Below are 21,040 nucleotides of genomic sequence, written 5' to 3' on the forward strand. Positions count from 1 at the left end.
GTTCAGCGGCCCCCAGTCTCACCAGCGCGAGCGCCCGCACGCAAGGGATCCGCGACAGATGTCCTACTCCGGACGGGCGGGTCGATACCGAGCCAGCGGAACGCGTTGTGCCACAACAGGTCCGCCTCCTGCTCCGGCGGCAGCCCCAGCAGGCGTGCGGTGCGGCCGGCCGGTTCCTCGCGCGGCATGGCCGGGAAATCCGAGCCGATCAGCAGCCGGTCGGCGCCGAGCAGGTCCACCAGGTAGCGCAGGGCGCGGACGTCGAACACCATCGAGTCGTAGAAGAACCGGCGGGCGTACTCCAGCGGCGACGGGCCGTCGTCGGGAATGATCGCCCTCTCCCGCACCGGGGGCTCCTCGTTCCAGGTGCCGCTCCAGAAGTACTGGGCGCGGGTCACCATCAGCGGGAAGCCGCCCGCGGCGTGGCTGAAGGAGATCCGCAGGCCGGGGCACTTGGCCGCGGTCCCGCCGCTGATCAGCGAGGCCGCCGCGAGCGCGCCCTCGATGCCGACCACGTAGGTGCCCATGGCCGACGCCGGCAGGCGGTCCATCGGGGCGGGCATGGCGTGCACGAACACCGGCAGGTCCAGCCGCTCGGCCTCGGCGAAGAACGGCAGGAAGCGTTCGTCGCCGATCGAGGCGCCGAGCACGTTGGACGCGATCTCCACGCCCCGCAGCCCGGCCTCGGCGATCGCGGTCAGTTCGGCGGCCGCGGTGTCCGGGTCCTGCATCGGCACCATGCCGAACCCGGCGAACCGCGTGGGGTCGGTGGCACACAGCTGCGCGGTGAACTCGTTGACGTGCCGGGCGAGCGCCAGCCCGTCCGCCAGCGGCAGGTCGTAGCGCAGCAGCGGCGGCATCGGGCTGAGGACCTCGAAGTCCACCCCGGACGCGGCCATCTCCTCGATCCGCCGCTCGGCGTCGAAGAAGGCGTCCCGGGCGCGGAACCGCAGCGACCCGAACAGCAGCTCACGGGCGGTGTCGCCGTCGACCGGCGTCATGCGCGGGAAGCACTCGGGGGCGTCGGCCGGGTAGTCGCGGGGCAGCAGGTGGGCGTGGGCGTCGGCGAGCATCGGGCTCCTCACGGGTGGACGGAGACGTGGACGGCGGACTCGCCGGGCACCTCGCCGGCGAGGGTCTCCATGGCCAGTGCCGCCTGTTCGAGGCCGAAGGTGTGGGTGTGCAGCTTCGCCAGCGGGTAGCGGCCGGATTCGATGATCGCGATGGCCTGCTTGTTGGCGGTCGCGTCCACCCCGAACGCGCCGACGACGGTGAGCGCGCGGTTGATGATCAGATCGGTGGGCACCGGGATCTCGCGGCCGCCCTTGAGCCCGGCCAGCACGACCCGCCCGCCCTGCCGCGCGGCTTTGAACGCGTCGGTCACGGGCGCCGCGGCCATCGGGGTCAGTTCCAGGACGACGTCGGCCATCGCGCCGCCGGTGACGTCGCCGACGAACTCGACGGTGTCCACGGCGTCGTCGCCGTCCACCACGATGGCGTGGTCGGCGCCCAGGTCGAGGGCGAGGTCGAGCTTGTGCCGGTCGGACTCCAGCCCGGTGACGATGATCGTGCCGGCCCCGGCGTGCCGCGCGGCGATCACGCAGGACAGGCCGCGCTGCCCGGCGCCGAGCACCAGCACGGTGTCGCCGAGACCGACCTGGCCGAGCCCGCAGGCCCACCGCACCCCGGCGCCCAGCGGGTTGAACATGGCCGCGACCTCGGCCGGCACCGACTTGTCGATTTTGTGCAGCACCGCGCCGGGCGAGAGGTAGAGGTGCTCGGCGAGCCCGCCCCACAGCGACGGCGCGACGTCGATGCCGGTGACGCCGTGGCCGCGGGTGCGGTTGGGGCAGAACTGGTAGCGGCCGGTCAGGCAGTGGTGGCAGGACCGGCACGGGATGATGACCTCCAGCGCGACCCGGTCTCCCGGCTGCACGCCCCACCGCTTCGCGGCTTCGTCGCCGATCTCCTCGACGATGCCGAGCGGTTCGTGGCCGGGGATCACCGGGCCGCCGGAACCCATGCGCAGGTGTCCCTTGTAGGCCTCGACGTCGCTGCCGCAGATGCCGTTGGCCTCCACGCGCAGCAGTCCGGTGTCCGGTCCGATCTCCGGGCGCGGGAACTCCCGCAGCTCGATGGCGCGCGGGCCGGTCTGCACGGCGGCGCGGACGGTTTCTCCCATGGCGAGGCGCCTTTCTGGTCAGCCGGCGAGCCGGGTCAGGCGGGACTTCATCTCGGAGCGCTCCAGCGATCCGGGCGGGACGAGGGTGACCGCGGCCCGCACCGACAGCCGGGAGCGGATCAGGTGCTCCAGTTCGCCGCGCAGCTGGTCGCGGTCGCCGGGGTGCTCGCCCCATTCGGCCTCGACGCACAGCGGCGGTTCGACGCGCGGGCCCGGTCCGGGCAGCACGATCTGCACCGCGCCGGTGGTGCGCGGGTGCAGGGTCTGCACGAGGTCGCGCACGGCGGAGGGGAACACATTGACGCCGAGCACGATCAGCATGTCGTCGGTGCGCCCGACGCAGCGGATCAGCGGGGCGCCGTCGGCGGCGAGGCCGGTGACGACGACCCGGTCGCGGGTGCGGAACCGGACCAGCGGGCAGCATTCGCGGTCGACGGAGGTGTAGACCAGCTCGCCGGTCGCGCCGGGCTCGGGGACGACGGGCTGGCCAGTGTCCGGTTCGATCAGCTCGACGACGACGTGCCGCCCGCCGGTGAACCGCATCCCGCCGGTGCCGGGTTCCTCGCCGAACAGGACCGGCGCCATGTCGGCGTTGCCCAGGCCTTCGGTGACGGTCGCGCCCCATTCGGCTTCCACGTGCGCGCGGAACGCGGGCTCTCCCCCGCCGGGCTCGCCGCCGACGAACACCTTCCGCACCCCGAACTCGCGCGGGTCGCGGCCGTGCGAGCGCAGGTACTCGGCGAGGTAGCGGGCGTAGGACGGGGTCGAGTGCAGTGCGGTGACGCCGAGGGTTTCCAGTGCCAGCAACGCTTTTTCCGACGCGCCGGTGCCGATGGGGATGACGGTGGAGCCGATGGATTCGAGCGCGTCGCGGATGGGCAGGCCGCCGACGAACAGGGTGAGCCCGGCGCCGTGCAGGACGACGTCGTCGGGGCGGGCGCCCATGGTGAGGAAGGCGCGGGCGACCATTTCGGTCCAGGACTGGGCGTCGCGGCGGGTGACGCCGACCCAGCTGGGTTTGCCGGTGGTGCCGGTGGAGGCGTGCACGCGGATCACGTCGGCCAAGCCGGTGCCGGCGTGGCGGCCCAGCGGCGGCGCGGCGGCCTGCGACTCGCGCAGCATGGCCTTGGTGGTGAAGGGCAGTTTCGGCAGGTCGGCGAGCGTGTCGACGGCGGCGGGCTCGACGCCGTGCCCGGTCCAGAGGTCCGCGTAGAACGGCGACCGCGCGGGCAGCTCCCGCAGCTGTTCGCGCAGCGCGGCGGTGACGGCCTCGCGGTCCGCGGGCGCGACGAAATCGGGTGTGACCACAGGAGGACCTTTCTTGTGAAGCGGCGGAGCCGCTTGCGGTGGGCCGTCAGCCGGCACCGCCGCGGGTTCTGAGCGGCCCAGCCGCGCGGAGCGCGTCCGTTGAGGGTGGTGGTGGGCTGGCGGGCGGGCGGTTCCTCGCGAGGACAGCGCCGACGTGGTGATGGCGCTGTCGCGCGGAGCGCGTCCATCAGGGGTGGTGGCCGGGCCGGCGGGTGGGAATTCATGAGGAGGCGATCCCACAGCGAGGGGCCGTCTCAGGTTCCGCGACCCGCACCGCCACGCAGGCCGCGTCCTACTGGCATCGCCGTGAGCGCGGGCGCGACGTGGGGAAGGACCTCGGCGCCGAGCAGGGCGATGTGCTCGAGGTCGTGGATGTCGTAGATGTGCAGGTACACGGTGTCCGCGCCGGCGTCGGCCAGTTCGCCGATCCGGTCGACGACCTGGGCGGGGGTGCCGACGGCGGCGTGCTCGCGGATGAAGTCGGAGCCGATGATCTCGCCGCGGCGGGCGGCTTCGGCGGGGGTGGCGCCGCAGGCGACGGGCAGCACCGCGGACAGCCGCGGTTCGGCGGGGTCGCGGCCGATCGCCTCGCAGGCCCGGTGGAAGGTCGCGTAGCGTTCGCGCAGGTCGCCGCCGAGGGCGCCGTTGAACTCACTGGCATAGCGCGCCGCGATCGCCGGTGTGCGCCTCGGGCCGCTGCCGCCGACGATGATCGGCGGGTGCGGGTCCTGGACGGTGCGGGGCGGGGTCCGGTTGTCGTCGATGCGGTAGTGCTTGCCGTCGAAGGAAAACGGGCTCGTGCGCCACAGGCCGGTGATGATCGCCAGCTGTTCCTCCAGCCGGTCGAACCGCTCGCCGGTGCCGGGGAACGGGATGCCGAACGCGGCGTGCTCGCGTTCGTACCAGCCGGTGCCCAGTCCGAGTTCGGCGCGGCCGCCGCTCATCTCGTCGAGGCTGGCGACGATGGTGGCGAGGATGCCGGGCTGGCGGAAGGTGGCGGCCCCGACCAGCGCGCCGAGCCGCACCCGGCTGGTGTCGCGCGCGAGGCCGCCGAGGGTGGTCCAGCAGTCGGTGGGCCGGTAGGTGGTGTCGGCGGGGTCGACGCCGAGCAGGTGGTCGGAGCGGAAGAACGCGTCGAAGCCGGCGTCCTCGGTGGCGCGGGCCAGGGCGAGGATGTCGTCGTAGCGGGCACCGTGGCGGGGCTCCATGAGCACCCGCAGCCGCAGGTCAGAGCGTGCCACGCAGCGACACCGCCTTCACCTGGGTGTAGTCGAGCACGGCGTCGGCGCCCATGGTGCGGCCGAAGCCGCTGCGCTTGTAGCCGCCGAACGGCGCGCCGGTGACCCCGGCGCCGAGCGCGGCGTTGACCGCGACCTGCCCGGCCTGCAGTCCCTTCGACATCCGCACCGCGCGGCCGAGGTCCCGCGTCCACACCGAGGCGACGAGGCCGTATTCGGTGCCGTTGGCCACTTCCAGAGCGTCCTCTTCGGACTCCACCGGGATGACCGACAGCACCGGGCCGAAGATCTCCTCCTGCGCGATGCGCATGTCCGGGGCGACGTGGTCGAACAGCGTCGGCTGGACGAAGAACCCGCGGTCGAACCCGTCCGGCACGCCGCCGCCGAGGACCAGTTCGGCGCCCTCCTCGCGGCCGAGGCGCACGTAGTCCAGCACACGGGCGCGTTGCTTGGCGTTGATGAGCGGGCCCATCTGGACCGGCTCGTGCCACGGCCCGACCCGCACTTTCGCCAGGTGCTCGGCCAGCCGCCGCACCACTTCGGCGTGCACGGACCGCTCGACGACGACGCGGGACCCGGCGGCGCAGATCTGCCCGGTGTTGAGCGTGATGCCCATGGCGATCGCGGGGATCGCGGCGTCCAGGTCGGCGTCGGCGAAGATCACCTGCGGGGACTTGCCGCCCAGTTCCAGGTGCAGCGGCACGAGGTTGCGCGCGCAGGCGGCCATCACGAGCGAGCCGGTTTCCGGGGAGCCGGTGAAGCTCATCCGCCGGATGCCCGGGTGCAGCGGCAGTGCCGCGCCCGCTTCGCCGCCGTAGCCGGTGACGACGTTGACGACGCCGGGCGGGATGCCGGCGTCGAGCGCGAGCCGGGCCAGTGCGAGCGGGGTGAGCGGCGCGTCCTCGGCGGGTTTGACGACGATCGTGTTGCCCGCGGCGATGGCGGCGCCGACGTCGTTGACGAACATCGGGCCGGGCGCGTTCCACGGGATGATGCTGCCGACCACGCCGTAGGGCTCGCGCAGGGTCAGCCCGAGCACGCCGGGGCCGGCGGGCAGCGACACGCCCTGCACCTTGTCGGCCTGCCCGGCGATGAAGGTGAGGATCCGCGCCAGCGGCGGCGGTCCCCAGTGCGGGCGGCCGACCTCGCGCGATTCGAGCTGGTCGATCTCGGTTTCGTGCTGCTCGATCAGCTGCACCCACCGCAGGATCAGCTTGGCGCGCTCGGTGGCGGGGGTGTCGCGCCAGGCCGGGAAGGCGGCCTGCGCGGCGGTGACCGCGGCGTCGACGTCGGCGGCGCCGCCGCGGGGAACCCGGGCGAGGACTTCGCCGGTGGCCGGGTCGAGCACGTCGATGCTGTCCCCGCCGGCCGCGGGGACCCAGTCGCCGCCGACGAGGTGGGTGTTCTCCGTGACCAGGGCCCCTGGGCCCGGCAGAACAGTCGTCATAACCGCTCTCCTCGCTGTTGGTGAACCCGACTCTGCCGGGCCCGCGGCGAGCGGAGCGAGGCGTCTTTCGCGACGCGGAAAGGGTTCGCCGGGTGCTCCCGCCGACGCGGACGGGAGCACCCGGCGGAGGGTCAGAGCTTGCTGCTGGTCTTGGCGAGGACATCGGCGAGCAGGTCGTAGTCGACGTCCTGCCCCTCGGCGATGTCGGCGGCCTTGCGGTCGCCGTTGCCCAGGGCTCTCAGGACTCCCTTGACGGGCTCGATGTCCCCCGCCTCGAACACCATGAACGACACCTTGTCGCGGGCCACGTGGATCACCGCGGCGTGCTTGCCGTTCTTCAGGAAGTGCGGTTTGCCGTACTGCAGCGCCTCTTCGGCGTCCGGGATGGTGGCGTGGACCATCGAGCGCAGCTTGGTGCAGACCTCCGCCTGCCAGGGCAGCGTCTTGGCGATGTAGTCGGTGACTTCGTTGTGCACGACGTTCTCCTCCGTGGTGGTCGTTGTCAGGACTTTGCCGTGGCCGGCCGGTAGGTGTGGACGACGGCGCCGGTGCCGAACACCGTCGTGTCGAGCAGGTCGAGGGTCATGGCGCTCTCCTCGCGGAACAGCGGCTCGCCTTTGCCCTTGACGACCGGGCACACCCAGATCCGGTACTCGTCGAGCAGGCCTGCCGCCGCGAGGGTATCGGTCAGGCGGCCGGTGCCCCAGATCAGAATGTCGGCGCCGTCCTGCTCCTTCAGCTCCGCGACCCGGGCGACGAGATCGGCCCCGGGGATGACGACGGTGGGGTTCCAGGCGGACGTGTCGACCGGCTGGGACGCCACCACGTACTTGGTGATGCTGTTGACGTGGTCGGCGTAAGGGTTGCCGCCCATCTGGGGCCACGCCTGCGCCATGCCTTCGTAGGTGACGCGTCCGAGCAGCAGCGCGTCGGCGGCCGTGGTCATCGCGAACGCGTAGGCCTGCGCTTCCTCGTTCGAGTACTGCAGCGACCACTCGTGCGGGTTGTCGATGAAGCCGTCGAGGGTGGCGTAGGTGGAGGTGATGATCTTGCGCATGGGTTTGTCTCCTTATCGGCCGGGCTGGCGGGCGTTCCGCCAGGTGGTGCTGTCGACGAAGTGGTTGTCGTAGCGCTCTTGCGCGCCGAGGACGGTTTCCGGTCCGGCGGCGCCGGTGCGGATCTGATCGAGGAGCCGGAAGTACCCGAACCGCTCCACGCCGGGGGTGAACACGATCAGCAGGTCCGCGCCGGACCCCGGCGCCGCGCCGAAGGCGTGGACGGTGCCCGGCGGCACGAACAACAGGTCGCCTTCGCGCGCCGTGACGATCTCGTCGCCGACCAGCACCTGCAGGACCCCGCCGAGGACGAAGAACGTCTCCGCGGAGGTGCGGTGGTAGTGCGGCGGGGCGCCGTCCTGGCCCTCCCCCAGCGTCGTGCGGGTGGCGCTCAGGAAGCCACCGGTCGACGACACGTCGGCGAGCAGGGCGACCGTGTCCGGCCCCGTTCCCAGGACCTCCGCCTCGTTGCGCGGCACCAGGAGGGGCGGGACCTCTCCGGTGGCGAGTGGTGGTGTGCTCATGTCCGTATAGTCACACAGCTGATAGTAAGCCGTCAAACTATCTTTCGTCGAATAGACTGGAGGCGTGAGTGACACGAAGGCACAGCAACCCGACGCAGTCGACGCCGTGATCGAGGCGTGGCAGCGGGAACGACCGGACCTGGACCTCGACGCGATCGCCGTCGCGGGCCGGCTGGGGCGGGTGGGGCTCCTCCTCGCGCCGGCGCAGGAGAAGGTGTTCACGACGTTCGGGCTGCAGCGGGGCGAGTTCGACGTCCTCGCGACGCTGCGCCGGTCGGGCGATCCGTACACGCTCACGCCGTCCCAGCTCTCCGCGACGCTGATGCTGACCCGGGCCGGCATGACCAGCCGGCTGGACCGGCTGGAGGCGGCGGGGCTCGTCGAGCGCACGCTCGATCCCGCGGACCGGCGCAGCTTCCGCGTCCGGCTGACCGACAAGGGCTTCGCCACGGTGGACGAGGCGATGACAGCGCACACCGCCAACGTGACCCGGCTGCTGTCCGCGCTCGACGGGACGCAACTCGGCGCGCTCGACGACCTGCTGCGGATCCTGCTGCGCGCTCTGGACGGTTAGAGCATGTGCCGGCGGTGCCTGCGGGCCGGTGCAGGCCACGGAACCTGAGGCGGCCCACCACCACACCACGGTCGCGCCGCGTCCGGCGGCGCCCTCGGCACGGCGGCGCGGTCCTGGCCAAGAGCCGCCCGCGCTGTCGGATCGGACGCACGTCTGCGGCGGCGCACGCTGACGGCCCGCCGCGCGGCTGCGCCGCTCTGGACGCCTAGAGCCGGGTCGATGCGACATCCGTCGCGGGCGGCGCACGGCAAGGGGCCGACGACGTGCGGCTGCCGCGCTCCTTTACTGGAGGCACCCGTTTCCTCCAGAGTCGAAGGTGGGTGGCTGCCGCATGGCCGGTTCGACACCCAGCAGGGCCTCGATCCTGCTGGCCAGCTGCGTCGGGACGTCGATCGAGTGGTACGACTACTACGTCTTCGGCAGCGCGTCGGCGCTGGTGTTCGGATCGCTGTTCTTCCCGTCGTTCTCCCCGGTGGCCGGCACGCTCGCGGCGTTCGGCACGTTCGCGGTCGGCTTCATCGCCCGCCCGCTCGGCGGCGCGGTGATCGGGCACTTCGGCGACCGCATCGGCCGCAAGTCGATGCTCGTGCTGACGCTGATGCTCGCCGGGCTGGCCACGTTCCTGATCGGCCTGCTGCCGACCTACGCCGCGATCGGGGTGGCCGCGCCGATCCTGCTGGTGTTCCTGCGGCTGGTGCAGGGGTTCGGCGTCGGCGGCGAGTGGGGCGGCGCGGTGCTGGTCGCCACCGAGCACGCCACGCCGCGGCAGCGCGCGGTGTACGGCAGCTTCGCGCAGTTCGGCGTGCCGATCGGGGTGCTGACCTCGAACCTGGTGTTCCTGCTGGTCGTGGAGACCACCGGCGACGGGTTCGCCACCTGGGGCTGGCGGATCCCGTTCCTGGTGAGCGTCGCGCTGCTGGTGGTCGGGATGCTGGTGCGGCGCACGCTGACCGAGAGCCCGGAGTTCCAGCGGGTGCGCGAGAAGCGGCAGGTCAGCCGGGTGCCCGCGGCGACGCTGCTGCGGGAACGTCCCGGCACGCTGCTGCTGGCGAGCCTGGCCGCGATCGCGCCGCCCGCGGTGGGCTACACGGTGATGGTCTACATGCTCAGCTACGGCACGCAGGCCGCCGGGTTCGGGCGCAGCACGCTGCTCACGTTGATCCTGGCGTCGACGGTGCTGTGGATCGCGGGGATCTACGTGGCGGCGCGGTGCGCGGACCGCTGGGGCAGCAAGCCGGTGTACGCGGTCGGCGCCGCTTTCGCGGTGGTGTGGGCGTGGCCGCTGTTCCTGCTCGTGGACACCGGAAGTGTCGGCGCGGCGCTGCTGGCGTTCATGGTCGCCGGGATCGTGCAGGCGATCATGGCCGGGGCGCAGGGCGCGTTGTTCACCGAGATCTTCCCGGTGCGGATGCGGTTCAGCGGGGCCTCGATCGCCTACCAGATGGGCGGCCTGGTGGGTGGCGCGGTGACGCCGCTGGCCGCGACGGGGCTGTACGGCGCCTACCACTCGTCGACGCCGATCGCCGTCTACTTGGGACTGTTGTGCGCGGTGAGCCTGGTGGCGGTGCTGGTGCTGCCCGCGCCGTCGCGCGCGACGGCGCCCGAGGCCGTCGGGAGCGTGCGATGACCACCGCGGCGGGCCGGGTGCTGGCCGTGCTGTCGGCGTTCGGGCCGCGGCACCGGTCGCTGTCGCTGAGCGACATCGCGCGCCGGGCCGGGCTGACGTTGCCGACGGCGCACCGGCTGGCGGGCGAGCTGGTGTCGTGGGGTGGCCTGGAGCGGGACCCGGCGGGCCGGTACTCGGTGGGGTTGCGGTTGCTGGAGCTGGCCGCGCTGGCGCCACGCGGGCTGCAGTTGCGGGAGGCGGCGTTCCCGTTCCTGGACGATCTGCACTCGCTGACGCGCGGGAACGTGCACCTGGCGGTGCGGGACGGCCGCGAGGTCGTGTACGTGGAAACGCTGCGCGCCAGGGCCGCCGCGACGAACAGCCGGGTGGGCGACCGCTGGCCGATGCACGCGACGGGCACCGGGCTGGTGCTGCTGGCGCACGCGGAGCCGGCGTTCCAGGCCGAGGTGCTGCGCTCACCGCTGGAGCGGTTCACCCGCTACACGATCACGGACCCCGCCGAGCTGCGGCGGCAGCTGGCGTTCATCCGCCAGTCCGGAGTGGCGGTCGCGCGGGGCACGATCACACCGGACGACCTCGTGGTGGCCGCCCCCGTGCGAGACCCATCAGGCCGGGTCGCCGCGGCGATCAGCGTGGTGGTGCAGGTGGCGGGCGCCCGGCCGAGGGAGCTGGCGCGCCTGCTGACGGCCACGTCGAGGTCGCTGTCGCAGCGACTGGCCGGCGCACCCGCCCGGGTGGTGGAACCCTCGGGTGCGCGGCAGGCCGGGTGAGCTACAACGGCATCCGATTCCTGACCGGGTCGGCGGCCGCGGGCGCTGCACCGAGGCGCGACGGCTGCTGACTCACGCCCCGCCTTCCCGGCGGTTGCGGTCAGTGGTGGCGTCGGCGTGCCGTGTGCCGGAGCTGGAGGATGCGCGCGGAGCCGATCAGGGCGATCAGCAGGGCTCCGCCGACGGCGGCGAGAAGCATGGCCACGCCGGCCGGCAGGGTCCCGGTAGCACCGAGGAACGTCAGCTCGGTCCGGGTGGGGTTCTGCAGGATGAAGATCAGCAGGAAGACCAGGACGAGCACGGCGATGATCACCGCGACCCAGGTGCCGCTGATCCTGGTCCGCGCCACGCGGGTCTTCCGGGGCCGGGACGCGGGCGTCGGTGCGGGTTCACCGGCGGCGGCCTGCGGTGCCGCCGGGCCGGCGACAACCGGGGCGGGTGGTGCCGCGTCGTGCTGCTTCTCCGGCTGAGAAACCGATGTGTCGTCGGTACCGTAGCGAGCGCGGGCGCGCCGAGCGCGGTCCAAGAGGTTCGACATGACGTGCCTCATCTGTAGTCCCGGTGCGGGCTGGCACTACAGAATGCGGTGTCGTCGTGGCCGGATGTGTTCATCCTACGCGCCCAGTGGCGGCCTGGCTGTGTCACCCGTTGCCGGGCACGAGCGTCTGCGTGAGGTCGGGTACCCGATCGGCGGGCGACAGCAGTTCGGCGTACCGGCCGAGCATGCGGTCGCCCAAGTGACGGTAGTAGTCCGGCAGTCTCGTGGTGCGTCCTTCGTGGAAGGCCAGGAACCGCGGATCGTCGCGCAGCATGCCCAGGATCCGGCGGAAGCTGGCGATGTCGCCGCGGAAGGCCGCGGTACGCGCACGGTGGACGTAGCGGATGAGGCGGTGGGACGTCGAGCGCAGTCGGCGGCGCAGCATGGCGGGCGATGCGGCGTGGGCGTACAGCTCGGTGAGCTTGGTGTAGTAGGTGATCGGATCGTAGTGACGCAGGGTGGTGACCAGGTACGGCGCGTAGTAGAAGCTGAACGGCATCGTGGTGAGGATGCGTCCATCGGCGGTGAGCTGGTCGTGCAACGGGGTGCCGCCGAAAGGCATCGGGATGTTGATCGTGGGCCAGACGAACGGGGTGCGGTCCATGAATCGTTCGGTCAGCTCGACCGGTTCGTCGCCCTGGTCGGTGTCGAGCCCGAACATGAAGTTCGCCTGCAGGTAGGGCACGTTCTCCGCGAGCCGGGTGAAGTGGTCCGCCACGTGGTCGACCTTGGCCACGCCACCCTCGCGGCCCACACCGGCTTTGTTCGAATAGTCGGTCCAGGACTCCACGCCCGGCGCGACCATGACGCAGTTGGTGTCCTTGAGCCGCCTGGGCCGGTTCCCGCGCAGCACGGTCAGCGAGCTCTCGATGATGTAGGGCGGCCGCTCGCCCGGCGGCTGAGCCTGCAGCACGTCCAGGACCCTGTCGAAGGTCACCGCGAAGTTCGGGTCGTGGAACACGATCAGGGTGCCAGGCAGGTGCCGGGCCAGATACCGCAGGTCTTCGGCCATCCGCTCGGGCGGCAGCAGCCGGTAGCGGGTGTTCCAGTCGATGCAGAAATCGCAGTGATAGGGACAGCCCATGCTGGCCAGCATGGGCACGGCGGACAGCAGCAACGGTTTGCGGCCCCAGAAGAACGCCGACGCACGGATCTCCGGCATCCGCTCGGCCACGGTCGGCACGTCGTCGAACGGGCGGGCCGCCGAGATCACACTGCCCGGATCGTACTGGCCGGCGAGGATGCCGGAGATCAGTTCGGCGTCGCATTCACCGACGACCAGGTCGAAGAAGCGCAGGCAGTCGACCGGGAACGCCTTGGCGTGCGGGCCGCCGATCACCGTGCGCACACCGGCCCGCCGATACAGCTTGGCCAGCGCGTAGGCGAGGTGGCTGACCTGCGTGTAGCAGGCGATGAACACCACGTCCAGGTCCCTGGGCAGCAGCCGGTGCGGGTCGCCCAGACCGTAGTAGGTGGCGTAGAACGTCTCGTGCCCCTGCCGACGGCACCACACCGAGATCGCCTGCGGGGTGATGCCGGCGAACTGCTTGGTCATCAACAGCCGATAGCCCACCTCCGCCGGCCCCCGAGCCGGCGGAGCCAGGATGTCCAGGATTCCCACTCTCATCACTCGGTTCTCCTCGCGCACATCGCCCGCTCCCCTGGCTGATCACTGGACCGTCGACGTCGGTTTGCCGGTGAAGCGGAATTCGACCGCGGTGGGCAGGGCCTGCAGGTCCAGCGCCTGACGCAGCCTGGGCAGCGCCTCGGTGCGCACCCGGTGCCGGATGGCGGTGAGGGACGCCTGTTGTTCGGTGTGGATCACCACCGTGAGGGTGGCGTTGTGCTGCGCCCCGGTGAGGGAGGCGTCGGCGGCCCGCACCCCGGGGTACGTTTCGATCTCGTCGGCGAAGGGCTCGACCGCGGTGGTCGTGGCCAGTTCGGTGCGGCCCCGGTCCGGGTCGCTTTCCAGGCGCCAGATGTCGCGGCGTGGCTTGCGGACCAGTTGCGCCGCGAGCCACCGGAGGCACAGGAGCCCGAGGATGACGGCGACCGCGGCGACGAGGTAGAGCGCCCAGGTAGGGGGCCGCCCCGTGCCGGGGACCAGCGTACTCGCCGGGTCGAACAAGCCCGGCCATCCGAAATGGGTGGCCAGGGTGAGTCCGCCGGCCGCGAACAAGACCAGCCCGAGCAGTGCGAGCACGCCACGGTTGAGCCGCCCCGGCGGGTTGTGGGCGCTCATTTCTGGCTCCGCGTGCTGCGTACCCGCACCCGCAGTGCCGGCGGCGCCGCCAGTGAGATCTCCGCGATCCGTCGTTCGAGCGCCGTGTACACCGCGTCGGCAAGGCCCTCGGCGCTCGCGCGGTCGGTGCGCACGTTCGCCGTCACGCGGCGGCGGCGAACGGCGAGCCTGGCCCGGCTCACGCCGTCGACCCCGGCGGCCGCCGCACTCAGTGTGGTGCGCAACCCCCGGCGCGAGGCGCCGGCGTCGAGCCCGTTGCCGTCGTCGTCGAGCGGAATGACGGTCGCCGAGCCCGGCAGGACCGCCGCCAACAGCAACACCAGCCCGAGGGCCGCGGCCACCGCGCCGGCGAGCAGGGCCCCCCAGCTGTCCCACCGCGTCGTGTGCAACGTTTCCGCTACCGCGTCGTAGCTGATGAGCGGCTGCCGCCCGGCGAGCATCTGAATCGCCGACGTCGCGACCAGCGCCGATGCCGCGAGAAGTGCCACGGCGCTCAGACTTGCCGGCAGGCTGCGGCGGGGACGGCGGATCACCGGATCCTCCCTGTGGCGGACGGTCCGTGCAGGGCGGTCACGGTGATGTCGACCCGCGACACGGCCAGCCCGGTCAGCTCGCCGACCCGCCGCACCAGATGGGCCCGGACCCGCTCGCAGGTCGCCGCGACCGGCTTCGGGTAGGCGATCGACAGACGGACGTCCAGTTCGGCGGTAGCGCCGTCCACCCGGGCCTGCACGCCGGCGGCACGGTCCTGGTCCTCGGCGCCGACGGTCACCCCGAGCACCTGGCGAGCCGAACCGCCGACGCTTTCGACCTCGGTCACCGCGTACGCGGCCAACCGCTCGACCACGCGATCGGCGATGACGGTGCGGCCACGTTCGCTCATCTCCTGCTCGTCGCGGTCGGTCGCCCCCCGCGAATCCAGCGCCGACATGGTCAACGACGGCCGCGGCCGGTGAGCTGGGACAGATCGAGCTTGCCGTCGGCGACCCGGCCGACCAGCAGGCCCAGCGCGCCGAGGACGAGCACGATGAGGAACGCGCTGAGACCGCCGAACGCGCCCGCGAGGCCCAGCACGATGCCGGACAACAGCCCGAGAACCGTGAAGTTCATGAGAGTTCTTCCTTCACTGCCAATCGGCCGAACGCTGCCGGTGCGGTCACCGGCAGCACGATGTCCATGACCGCCACCCGCACCGGGCGGTCGACCTTTCCGACCGCCGCACGAACAGCGGCGGCGACCTCGCCGACGATGGCCGGATACCGGATGACCACGCCGATGGTGATCTCCTCCGGACGGACTCGCACCCCCGTTACCCGGCGTCCGGGCAGGTAGGTCGCGATGTCACCGAAGCGTCCACTGTCCAGGTCGGCCACGGCCGGCACCGCCCGGACCGCCGCAGCGATCAGGTCGGCGTCGAGCTCGGAGGTCATTGCAACCTGGTGGACTGTCCGCCCTCGGTCTCGGTCTCCTCATCGGGGAGATGCACATCGTTCACGGCGATGTTGACCTCGACGACCTCGAGCCCGGTCATGCGCTCGATCGCGACGATCACGTTGCGCCGGGCCGCGCGGGCGAGATCGACGATCGAGACGCCGTACTCCACCACCAGCTCGAGATCCACGGCCGTCTGCCGCTCCCCGACCTCGACCGAAACGCCTTGCGCGGCACTGGCCGAAGCTCCGGGAATTCGCTCGCGGAGGGCGCCGAAAGCCCGCGCGGCGCCACCCCCGAGGGCGTACACACCCGAAATCTCACTCGCCGCCAGCCCCGCGATCTTCTGCACGACCGTGTCGGCGATGGTGGTCGTCCCTTGCTCGGTGACCAGCTGGCTCGCGCCGGCCTGGCCTCCGCTCGGGGACGCGTTCTGAGTAGCTGGAGTTGTCATCTCAGGAGCTCCTTCAAGTCACCGGCGAATTCCGGCCCGCCCGGCGAGCTCGGCTTCTGCGGATGCATAGCCTGTGGCGGTGGGCGCAAACGTGTTCGCCTGCGGTATTCCGAATCGGTGTAAAATAGAAATTGCCGAGAGCATCTCGTACACGGGTGGCCAAGCCCGCGTCGTCCTCGGCGGAATTCCCGGTCGTGTCACGATCGGAGACGGGAGCATCGGCGTCATGTCGAGCTCGACCACACTCGTCCCACCCCCGGCGGCCGCCGAGCCGTCGCACCACACGCTGCGTCTGCGCCTGAAGCCGAAGGGGTCCGTCGCCGGCTACGTCGACGGCGCCTGGTGGCCACGGTCCCGCGACCTCGCCGCCGAACTGCCGGCGCTACTGGCGGTCCTCGCGATCCGGCCGGGAACCATTGAGCGCGTCACCTACAACCTGACCACGTGGACGTCCGTTCCCCGTCGTCTCCTGATCGAGGGCAGTGCCGTCCGGATGGAGGGGTTCCGTTCGCAACCTCCCTGCACCGTCACGGTGGCCGGTCAGGGCCGGCAGCGCCTGACCCTGCTCATCCTGCCGCCCGACGCGCCTGAGGCAACCGCACACGAGACTCTCATGCGGGCCGCGCGGCGAGACAACGCCGACAGCCCCGACACGCTTCTCGCTCCACGTCGTGCCGCCGGCGGGGAATTCTCCGATGGCGCCACCGAACGGTGGGAAGTCGACGGCGGCCGGGTCCGATGACCACCCGCGACAAGCTCCAGCCTCCTCAGGTCGAACTCCGGCCGCCGCTCATCACCCCGCGGCTGATCCTGCGGGGCTGGCACGTCTCGGACGCACCCGCGGCAGTGGCCGTGTTCGGCAGCCCAGCGGTTGCGCGCTGGCTCAGCCCGGCGATGGACCAGGTGCCCGATCTGGCGGCCATGCGCCTGCTGCTGCAGCAGTGGATCGCCGAGAGCACCCGGGCGGCCCTGCCGGCCGGGCGCTGGGCCATCCAGCGTCGCAGCGACAACCAGATCATCGGCGGGGCGATCCTGCTGCCTCTGCCTCCCGGCAACGAGGACCTCGAGATCGGCTGGCAGCTCCACCCCGACGCGTGGGGGCACGGGTACGCCACCGAAGCCACCCACGCACTGGCCGGCTGGGCCTTCCGCCACGACGTCGACGAACTGTTCGCCGTGGTCCGCCCTGGCAACACCCGGGCCGCCGCCACCGTCCGCCGCAACGGCATGCACTGGGTCGGCGAAACCGGCAAGTACTTCGGGCTGACCCTGCAAGTCTTCCGCCTCCGTTCCGCCGACCTCGACCAGGCCGCCCCCCACGCGCAACTACCACCTGCCTGACGAGCACAGCGCGCCGACGGTCGCGCGCGCCGCGGTACGACAGGACAGGACGGGGGCGCTCACCGGCCAAGGACCGTTGCGCCTCGGTCCGGCCGGTTCAGCGCGCCGCCCCAGGGCCAGAGCCTCCGTGACGTGGGTTCGTGATCACGGTGCGCTCTCAAGGCGCTTACCTCACCCGGCCGAACTGAGGGGCGGCAGGGCCGGGCGTGTCGGAGTGGCCGGAACAGGTCAGCGACCACCCCGGAATCACGATTCCCGCCGAGACTGCTTGCCACGAACAGGCGGCAGCGAGGGGGGTCGGGGATGGCCGAAGCACCAGGGAGCACCAGCACTCCCCCGGCGAGCTCCGGCGGCGCCGCCCCGCAACCGTCGTCGGAGCCGGCGCCGTCCACACAAGACACGCCGGGCGGTGAGAAACCCGCCGAAGGGAAGTCCGGCGGGGAACAGCCTTCCGGTCAGGCGCAACCGGAAGCGCCGGCCACCAGCGACACCTCGAACGAGTCCCGCGAGGACAACCGGCAGCCCGCGGATCGGGAAGGCACCCAGCGCGACACGAACACAGAGTCAGCGCAGAGCGACTTCACCCGCGAAGTCGAGTCACAAGCGCCGACCCCGGCCCCGCCGGACGGGGTCTACGAGGCCGGCGAGGCGTGGGACCGCGCAGGCAAGGACACGCAGGCGGCGCGGGACGAAGCGCACCGGTTCGCCCGCCAGACCGAACAGGCCTGGCGTGACGAGCCGGCCGGGGCGGCGCGCGAACGGGCCGAGGCATCGGCCGCGGACGCGCAGGCCGCTGGCGAGGAAGCGCAGTCTCTCGCCCGCTTCGCCGCGGCCAGCGGCGACGAGATCGCCGGCGCCCGGCGGGACACGGCGGCCAACACCGCCCGCGCCGACCTCGACGACCAGCTCGGCAAAACCCTGCTGTCGCCGGAGGAAAGCGAACTCGTCACCCGCAACCTCGTCGCCACGACCGCCGAGCAGAACCGGGACCGGTACGCCGCGGCGGCGGCGAACATCACGGCGATGGGCGACGAACTCACGGTCACCGGCGCCGCGAATCCGGGCAAGACACCGAAGACGCCCGGCGGGTCAGGTCCGACCGGCAACAAGGGCGAGGTGCCGGAGGCAGAAACGTATCGCGCGATCGGCAACGCCGTCAGCCTGGCCGGGCGGACGCTGGACGATGTCGCCGAAGACGGTGTCGAGACCGCGGCCCGCGCGGTCGACGCCGCCACCGAGTGGCTCGCCGACCTGACCGGCAACGACCAACTGGAAGCAGCCGGCAAGGCGCTCACCCCGGAAGCGGTGGACTTCCTGGGCAACCACGCGGGCGACGCCGTGCTGAACGCGAGCTCGCAAGTGCGCAACGAGCTGCACCACACCGCCTCCGCACTGGACGGCAAGAACCCGCCGGTCGAGGTGTACCTGGACCGGGACCGGCACAAGGAAAGCCTGCAGCACATCCGGGAATCCCAGCGAGGCCAGATCTGGTCCGGCAACACCTACGAGATGGGCCGCCCCACCCCGGAAGTGCTCACGGTCGACAAGAACGCCGCCGAAAAGGAGGCGCGCCGGAACGAGGCGATGCGCGGTATCCCCTACGGCCGCGACGTCGGGCTCCCCGGCTACGACCGGGACGAGTTCCCGCCCGCGATGAGCGTCGAGGGCGGCAGGCGGCACGAGGACTGGGACCCGAGCGTCAAACTCATCCCGGGCGGCGACAACCGGTCCGCCGGCTCGACCATGGGCGGCCAGACGAGGAACCTGGACCCCGGCGACACCTTCGTGATCAGGGAGACCGACTGACATGCGCACCGATCCCGCCTTCGCCGGCCTGCTCCGGGCAGGCCGCCACCCCCTCGGCGCCCCGGTACGCGCCGACCTCGGCGCCGCCCACGGACCGGTTGGCGAACTCGCCGACCTGCTCAGCCAGGTCAACGGGTGCACACTCGCCAACGCCGGTGTCCAGGTCTTCCGCGTCGGCCCGGAGGGTCTCGGCCCCGAGCTGCTCCGCTGGAACGCACCGGGCACCTGGAAGGACACCTACGCCGGCCTCGCCGACGGCCTGCTGTGCTTCGGCCAGGACCTGTTCGGGGTGCAGTTCGCGATCGAGGACAACACCCGGGTCGTCACCTTCGACCCGGAAACCGGGCAGCGCGAGTTCGTCAGCGACACCCTGCTCGGCTGGACCGAGTGGCTCGCCGCCGACGCCGACGCGCACGCCGCGCGCGCCTTCGCCACCCGCTGGCAGCGCGTCCACGGCCCCCTCGGCTACGACGAACGGCTGATCCCGCTGAGGTTCTTCGTCCTCGGCGGCGGGTACGACGACGACAACCTGGTCGTCAAGGACGCGGTCACCTGCATGCGCATCCGGGGACCGATCGCCCGCCGGCTCCACGACGTGCCCGACGGCACCCCGGTCCGGCTGAGCTTCGAATAGCCGGCCGGCGAACCCCCCGAGGGCCCGCCGGCCGGTTCGCCTCAGACGAGCGAAGCGGTGAGCCCGCCGTCGAGGACGTAGTGGCTGCCGGTGATCCACGTCGCCCGGTCGGAGGCGAGGAACGCGGCCACCTCGGCGATGTCCTCGGGCGTGCCGAGCCTGCCCTGCTTCATCGCCACGAGGTCGCCGAAGGGGATCTGCGTCGCCGCCTCGAAGTCCGGCACCAGCCGTTCCACCATCGCGGTGTCGGCGAAGCCCGGGCAGACCGCGTTGACCCGCACGCCCGTCGGCCGCATCTCCACCGCCGCGACCCGGGTGAGCTGGATCAGCGCCGCTTTCGTGGCGCAGTAGGAGCCGAGCAGCGGGCTGCCGCCGATGCCGGCGATGGAGGCGATGTTGACGACGTTCCCCTTCGACGCCACCAGGTGCGGGGTCGCCGCCTTCATCGCGACGAACGGCCCGCGCACGTTGACCGCGTAGATCTTGTCGAAGCTCTCCGTCGACTGCTGCAGCAGCGGCGAGGAGATCTCGATCCCGGCGTTGTTCACCAGGACGTCGAGACCGCCGAGGAGGTCGACCGCCTGCTGGACCGCGGCCTGGACCTGGGCTTCGTCGGTGACGTCGCAGTTCGCGACGCCCGCCGCGCCGATCTCGTCGGCGGCCCGCTTGGCCGCGTCGGCGTCGATGTCGCTGACCACGACGCGCGCGCCGCGATCGGTGAACAGCTTCGCGATCGCCTTGCCGATCCCGGCACCGGATCCGGTGACGAAGACCCGCTTACCGTCCAGTTCGGACATGTGTGTTCCTCTCACTTCGTTGTGGGATGGGTTTCTCGGACGTTCGCGGTCGCTACATGGCCTCGACCTTCGGCATGATCTCCTCCTTGAGGCGCTTGAGGTCGTCCAGCGTCTTGGCGACCGGCACGTCCGCGAACGGCGGCCACAGCATCGGCATCGTCAGGCCGGCTTCCCGGTAGCGCTTGAGCATGTCGGTGATCTGCGCGGCGGAGCCTGCCAGGAGGTTGGTGCCCTTGCCCATCGGGGTCTGGTCCATGTCCTGGTCGGTGATGACGAACCAGATCATGCTGCTGATCTCGAGGTCGTCGATCGAGCGGGCGGTGTCGAGCTCGTCCAGTTCGCGCTGAATCTCGCCGCGCCACCGCTGGATGTCCTCGGGCGAGTCCTGGATGCCGATCCAGCCGTCGAGGCCGTACTTGGCGACCCGGCTCGCCGCGCGCTTGGGGTCCTTCAGTCCGCTGAAGTAGATCGGCGGGTGCGGCTGCTGCAGCGGCTTCGCCCCGAACCCGCACGGTTCGAAGTCGGCGAACTCGCCGTGGTACTCGAAGACCTCGTTGTTCCAGATGCCCTGGATCACCTCGATCGTTTCGCGCACGTGCTTGTTGCGCTTGGGGAAGATGTGCGAGGCACTGGAGGCGGCGAACTCCTCGGGCATCCAGCCCGCGCCGAGCGCGACGTTGAGCCTGCCGCCCGACAGGTGGTCGATGGTGCCCAGCTCGGCGGCGAGCACACCCGGCGCGCGGTAGGGCGTGTCGATGACGCTCATGCCGATGCGGACCTTGGACGTTTTCGCGGCGAGCCACGGGATCAGCGGCATGCCCTGGAACCACTGCCCCCGCGAGGACACCGGCAGCCCCTTGGGAAAGCCCTCGATCATGCCGAAGGCGTACTGCATCTCCTGCCGGTCCGACGACTCGGGCACCACGATCCGGTCCAGCGTCCAGACGGAGTCGAAGTCGAGGTCCTCGGCGAGGGCGGTGAGGTCCTCGAGTTCCTGAACGGTCACCTTTTCGCGGAAGTTGGGCAGGTACAGGGCGAGCTTCACGATGCGGCCTCCTTGCAGCGGCGTGAA

25 protein-coding genes are annotated in these 21,040 nt (G+C 71.6%); 7 read left to right on the forward strand and 18 right to left on the reverse strand.

Translation table 11 applies throughout. The features are described from left to right. Positions 1-2: 2 nt before the first annotated feature. The 8 genes from ABZ193_RS24410 to ABZ193_RS24445 all read right to left on the reverse strand — a co-directional run bounded on the left by ABZ193_RS24410 (position 3) and on the right by ABZ193_RS24445 (position 7,754). Complete coding sequence (locus tag ABZ193_RS24410; protein WP_354711596.1) at positions 3-1,073, reverse strand: amidohydrolase family protein; 1,071 nt, start codon at positions 1,071-1,073, stop codon at positions 3-5. 8 nt (positions 1,074-1,081) lie between these two features. Then, positions 1,082-2,182: an alcohol dehydrogenase catalytic domain-containing protein gene (locus tag ABZ193_RS24415; RefSeq protein ID WP_354711598.1), complete on the reverse strand. Its 1,101-nt coding sequence runs from the start codon at positions 2,180-2,182 to the stop codon at positions 1,082-1,084. Between the two features lie 18 nt (positions 2,183-2,200). Then, positions 2,201-3,490 (reverse strand): AMP-binding protein, encoded by a 1,290-nt coding sequence (locus ABZ193_RS24420; RefSeq protein WP_354711600.1) that lies wholly within the window; start codon positions 3,488-3,490, stop codon positions 2,201-2,203. A gap of 254 nt (positions 3,491-3,744) precedes the next feature. After that, positions 3,745-4,731, reverse strand: coding sequence for an LLM class F420-dependent oxidoreductase (locus tag ABZ193_RS24425; RefSeq protein WP_354711602.1), 987 nt, complete (start codon positions 4,729-4,731; stop codon positions 3,745-3,747). Beyond that, positions 4,718-6,175: an aldehyde dehydrogenase family protein gene (locus ABZ193_RS24430; protein WP_354711604.1), complete on the reverse strand. Its 1,458-nt coding sequence runs from the start codon at positions 6,173-6,175 to the stop codon at positions 4,718-4,720. Before ABZ193_RS24430 ends, ABZ193_RS24425 begins: the two co-directional genes overlap by 14 nt. 131 nt (positions 6,176-6,306) lie before the next feature. Further along, positions 6,307-6,651, reverse strand: a complete 345-nt coding sequence (locus ABZ193_RS24435) for a DUF1801 domain-containing protein (protein WP_354711606.1) — start codon at positions 6,649-6,651, stop codon at positions 6,307-6,309. Between the two features lie 26 nt (positions 6,652-6,677). Further along, positions 6,678-7,232 carry a dihydrofolate reductase family protein gene (locus ABZ193_RS24440; RefSeq protein WP_237337995.1) on the reverse strand — a complete coding sequence of 185 codons (555 nt, stop codon included), beginning with the start codon at positions 7,230-7,232 and terminating at the stop codon, positions 6,678-6,680. Positions 7,233-7,244: 12 nt separating this feature from the next. Beyond that, on the reverse strand, positions 7,245-7,754 hold the full coding sequence (locus ABZ193_RS24445; protein ID WP_354711608.1) for a cupin domain-containing protein: 510 nt from the start codon (positions 7,752-7,754) through the stop codon (positions 7,245-7,247). A gap of 64 nt (positions 7,755-7,818) precedes the next feature. Here ABZ193_RS24445 and ABZ193_RS24450 point away from each other — a divergent pair, with 64 nt between their 5' ends. The 3 genes from ABZ193_RS24450 to ABZ193_RS24460 all read left to right on the forward strand — a co-directional run bounded on the left by ABZ193_RS24450 (position 7,819) and on the right by ABZ193_RS24460 (position 10,725). Beyond that, positions 7,819-8,328: a MarR family transcriptional regulator gene (locus ABZ193_RS24450; protein WP_237337997.1), complete on the forward strand. Its 510-nt coding sequence runs from the start codon at positions 7,819-7,821 to the stop codon at positions 8,326-8,328. A 331-nt stretch (positions 8,329-8,659) separates the two neighbouring features. Then, positions 8,660-9,955, forward strand: coding sequence for an MFS transporter (locus ABZ193_RS24455; protein WP_237337998.1), 1,296 nt, complete (start codon positions 8,660-8,662; stop codon positions 9,953-9,955). Continuing rightward, a complete protein-coding gene (locus ABZ193_RS24460) occupies positions 9,952-10,725 on the forward strand; it encodes an IclR family transcriptional regulator (RefSeq protein WP_354711611.1) in 774 nt (257 codons plus the stop codon). Before ABZ193_RS24455 ends, ABZ193_RS24460 begins: the two co-directional genes overlap by 4 nt. A 100-nt stretch (positions 10,726-10,825) precedes the next feature. On the opposite strand, the gene ABZ193_RS24465 is transcribed toward ABZ193_RS24460, so the two are convergent. The 8 genes from ABZ193_RS24465 to ABZ193_RS24500 all read right to left on the reverse strand — a co-directional run bounded on the left by ABZ193_RS24465 (position 10,826) and on the right by ABZ193_RS24500 (position 15,390). Beyond that, positions 10,826-11,074 (reverse strand): lipopolysaccharide assembly protein LapA domain-containing protein, encoded by a 249-nt coding sequence (locus ABZ193_RS24465; RefSeq protein WP_354711613.1) that lies wholly within the window; start codon positions 11,072-11,074, stop codon positions 10,826-10,828. 292 nt (positions 11,075-11,366) lie between these two features. Continuing rightward, complete coding sequence (locus ABZ193_RS24470) at positions 11,367-12,818, reverse strand: radical SAM protein (RefSeq protein ID WP_202961385.1); 1,452 nt, start codon at positions 12,816-12,818, stop codon at positions 11,367-11,369. Positions 12,819-12,932: 114 nt separating this feature from the next. Then, positions 12,933-13,505: an alkaline shock response membrane anchor protein AmaP gene (locus ABZ193_RS24475; protein ID WP_020416112.1), complete on the reverse strand. Its 573-nt coding sequence runs from the start codon at positions 13,503-13,505 to the stop codon at positions 12,933-12,935. Further along, positions 13,502-14,038, reverse strand: a complete 537-nt coding sequence (locus ABZ193_RS24480; protein ID WP_027935556.1) for a DUF6286 domain-containing protein — start codon at positions 14,036-14,038, stop codon at positions 13,502-13,504. The genes ABZ193_RS24475 and ABZ193_RS24480 overlap by 4 nt, the downstream gene beginning before the upstream one ends. Then, entirely contained in the window at positions 14,035-14,388 is a 354-nt protein-coding gene (locus ABZ193_RS24485) for an Asp23/Gls24 family envelope stress response protein (protein WP_039791145.1), read from the reverse strand. The genes ABZ193_RS24480 and ABZ193_RS24485 overlap by 4 nt, the downstream gene beginning before the upstream one ends. Before the next feature lie 50 nt (positions 14,389-14,438). Continuing rightward, on the reverse strand, positions 14,439-14,615 hold the full coding sequence (locus ABZ193_RS24490; protein ID WP_020416115.1) for a hypothetical protein: 177 nt from the start codon (positions 14,613-14,615) through the stop codon (positions 14,439-14,441). Continuing rightward, positions 14,612-14,935 carry a hypothetical protein gene (locus ABZ193_RS24495; RefSeq protein ID WP_020416116.1) on the reverse strand — a complete coding sequence of 108 codons (324 nt, stop codon included), beginning with the start codon at positions 14,933-14,935 and terminating at the stop codon, positions 14,612-14,614. The genes ABZ193_RS24490 and ABZ193_RS24495 overlap by 4 nt, the downstream gene beginning before the upstream one ends. Continuing rightward, positions 14,932-15,390: an Asp23/Gls24 family envelope stress response protein gene (locus ABZ193_RS24500; protein WP_020416117.1), complete on the reverse strand. Its 459-nt coding sequence runs from the start codon at positions 15,388-15,390 to the stop codon at positions 14,932-14,934. The genes ABZ193_RS24495 and ABZ193_RS24500 overlap by 4 nt, the downstream gene beginning before the upstream one ends. 79 nt (positions 15,391-15,469) lie before the next feature. Here ABZ193_RS24500 and ABZ193_RS24505 point away from each other — a divergent pair, with 79 nt between their 5' ends. The 4 genes from ABZ193_RS24505 (at position 15,470) to ABZ193_RS24520 (ending at position 19,171) form a co-directional block, all read left to right on the forward strand. After that, positions 15,470-16,132: a DUF5994 family protein gene (locus ABZ193_RS24505; protein WP_235716035.1), complete on the forward strand. Its 663-nt coding sequence runs from the start codon at positions 15,470-15,472 to the stop codon at positions 16,130-16,132. Then, positions 16,129-16,731 carry a GNAT family N-acetyltransferase gene (locus ABZ193_RS24510; RefSeq protein WP_020416119.1) on the forward strand — a complete coding sequence of 201 codons (603 nt, stop codon included), beginning with the start codon at positions 16,129-16,131 and terminating at the stop codon, positions 16,729-16,731. The genes ABZ193_RS24505 and ABZ193_RS24510 overlap by 4 nt, the downstream gene beginning before the upstream one ends. Positions 16,732-17,034: 303 nt before the next feature. Continuing rightward, positions 17,035-18,537 carry a NucA/NucB deoxyribonuclease domain-containing protein gene (locus ABZ193_RS24515; protein WP_354711618.1) on the forward strand — a complete coding sequence of 501 codons (1,503 nt, stop codon included), beginning with the start codon at positions 17,035-17,037 and terminating at the stop codon, positions 18,535-18,537. Position 18,538: 1 nt separating this feature from the next. Next, positions 18,539-19,171 carry an SMI1/KNR4 family protein gene (locus tag ABZ193_RS24520; RefSeq protein WP_354711620.1) on the forward strand — a complete coding sequence of 211 codons (633 nt, stop codon included), beginning with the start codon at positions 18,539-18,541 and terminating at the stop codon, positions 19,169-19,171. 41 nt (positions 19,172-19,212) lie between these two features. Here the strand turns inward: ABZ193_RS24520 and ABZ193_RS24525 are convergent, their stop codons facing one another. Then, positions 19,213-19,968: a glucose 1-dehydrogenase gene (locus ABZ193_RS24525; RefSeq protein WP_020416122.1), complete on the reverse strand. Its 756-nt coding sequence runs from the start codon at positions 19,966-19,968 to the stop codon at positions 19,213-19,215. Positions 19,969-20,020: 52 nt separating this feature from the next. After that, entirely contained in the window at positions 20,021-21,013 is a 993-nt protein-coding gene (locus ABZ193_RS24530) for an LLM class flavin-dependent oxidoreductase (RefSeq protein ID WP_020416123.1), read from the reverse strand. Between the last annotated feature and the right edge of the window lie 27 nt (positions 21,014-21,040).

Source organism: Amycolatopsis sp. NPDC006125 (assembly GCF_040614195.1).
Taxonomy (GTDB): Bacteria; Actinomycetota; Actinomycetes; order Mycobacteriales; family Pseudonocardiaceae; genus Amycolatopsis_E; species Amycolatopsis_E tucumanensis.

Coding starts and splice junctions, on each gene's coding strand:
- ABZ193_RS24410 (WP_354711596.1), bottom strand. CDS start 1,073: ATGCTCGCCGACGCCCACGCCCACCTGCTGCCCCGCGACTACCCGGCC.
- ABZ193_RS24500 (WP_020416117.1), bottom strand. CDS start 15,390: ATGACAACTCCAGCTACTCAGAACGCGTCCCCGAGCGGAGGCCAGGCC.
- ABZ193_RS24440 (WP_237337995.1), bottom strand. CDS start 7,232: ATGCGCAAGATCATCACCTCCACCTACGCCACCCTCGACGGCTTCATC.
- ABZ193_RS24525 (WP_020416122.1), bottom strand. CDS start 19,968: ATGTCCGAACTGGACGGTAAGCGGGTCTTCGTCACCGGATCCGGTGCC.
- ABZ193_RS24455 (WP_237337998.1), top strand. CDS start 8,660: ATGGCCGGTTCGACACCCAGCAGGGCCTCGATCCTGCTGGCCAGCTGC.
- ABZ193_RS24510 (WP_020416119.1), top strand. CDS start 16,129: ATGACCACCCGCGACAAGCTCCAGCCTCCTCAGGTCGAACTCCGGCCG.
- ABZ193_RS24515 (WP_354711618.1), top strand. CDS start 17,035: ATGGCCGAAGCACCAGGGAGCACCAGCACTCCCCCGGCGAGCTCCGGC.
- ABZ193_RS24460 (WP_354711611.1), top strand. CDS start 9,952: ATGACCACCGCGGCGGGCCGGGTGCTGGCCGTGCTGTCGGCGTTCGGG.
- ABZ193_RS24485 (WP_039791145.1), bottom strand. CDS start 14,388: ATGAGCGAACGTGGCCGCACCGTCATCGCCGATCGCGTGGTCGAGCGG.
- ABZ193_RS24520 (WP_354711620.1), top strand. CDS start 18,539: ATGCGCACCGATCCCGCCTTCGCCGGCCTGCTCCGGGCAGGCCGCCAC.
- ABZ193_RS24475 (WP_020416112.1), bottom strand. CDS start 13,505: ATGAGCGCCCACAACCCGCCGGGGCGGCTCAACCGTGGCGTGCTCGCA.
- ABZ193_RS24470 (WP_202961385.1), bottom strand. CDS start 12,818: ATGACCAAGCAGTTCGCCGGCATCACCCCGCAGGCGATCTCGGTGTGG.
- ABZ193_RS24430 (WP_354711604.1), bottom strand. CDS start 6,175: ATGACGACTGTTCTGCCGGGCCCAGGGGCCCTGGTCACGGAGAACACC.
- ABZ193_RS24495 (WP_020416116.1), bottom strand. CDS start 14,935: ATGACCTCCGAGCTCGACGCCGACCTGATCGCTGCGGCGGTCCGGGCG.
- ABZ193_RS24490 (WP_020416115.1), bottom strand. CDS start 14,615: ATGAACTTCACGGTTCTCGGGCTGTTGTCCGGCATCGTGCTGGGCCTC.
- ABZ193_RS24445 (WP_354711608.1), bottom strand. CDS start 7,754: ATGAGCACACCACCACTCGCCACCGGAGAGGTCCCGCCCCTCCTGGTG.
- ABZ193_RS24415 (WP_354711598.1), bottom strand. CDS start 2,182: ATGGGAGAAACCGTCCGCGCCGCCGTGCAGACCGGCCCGCGCGCCATC.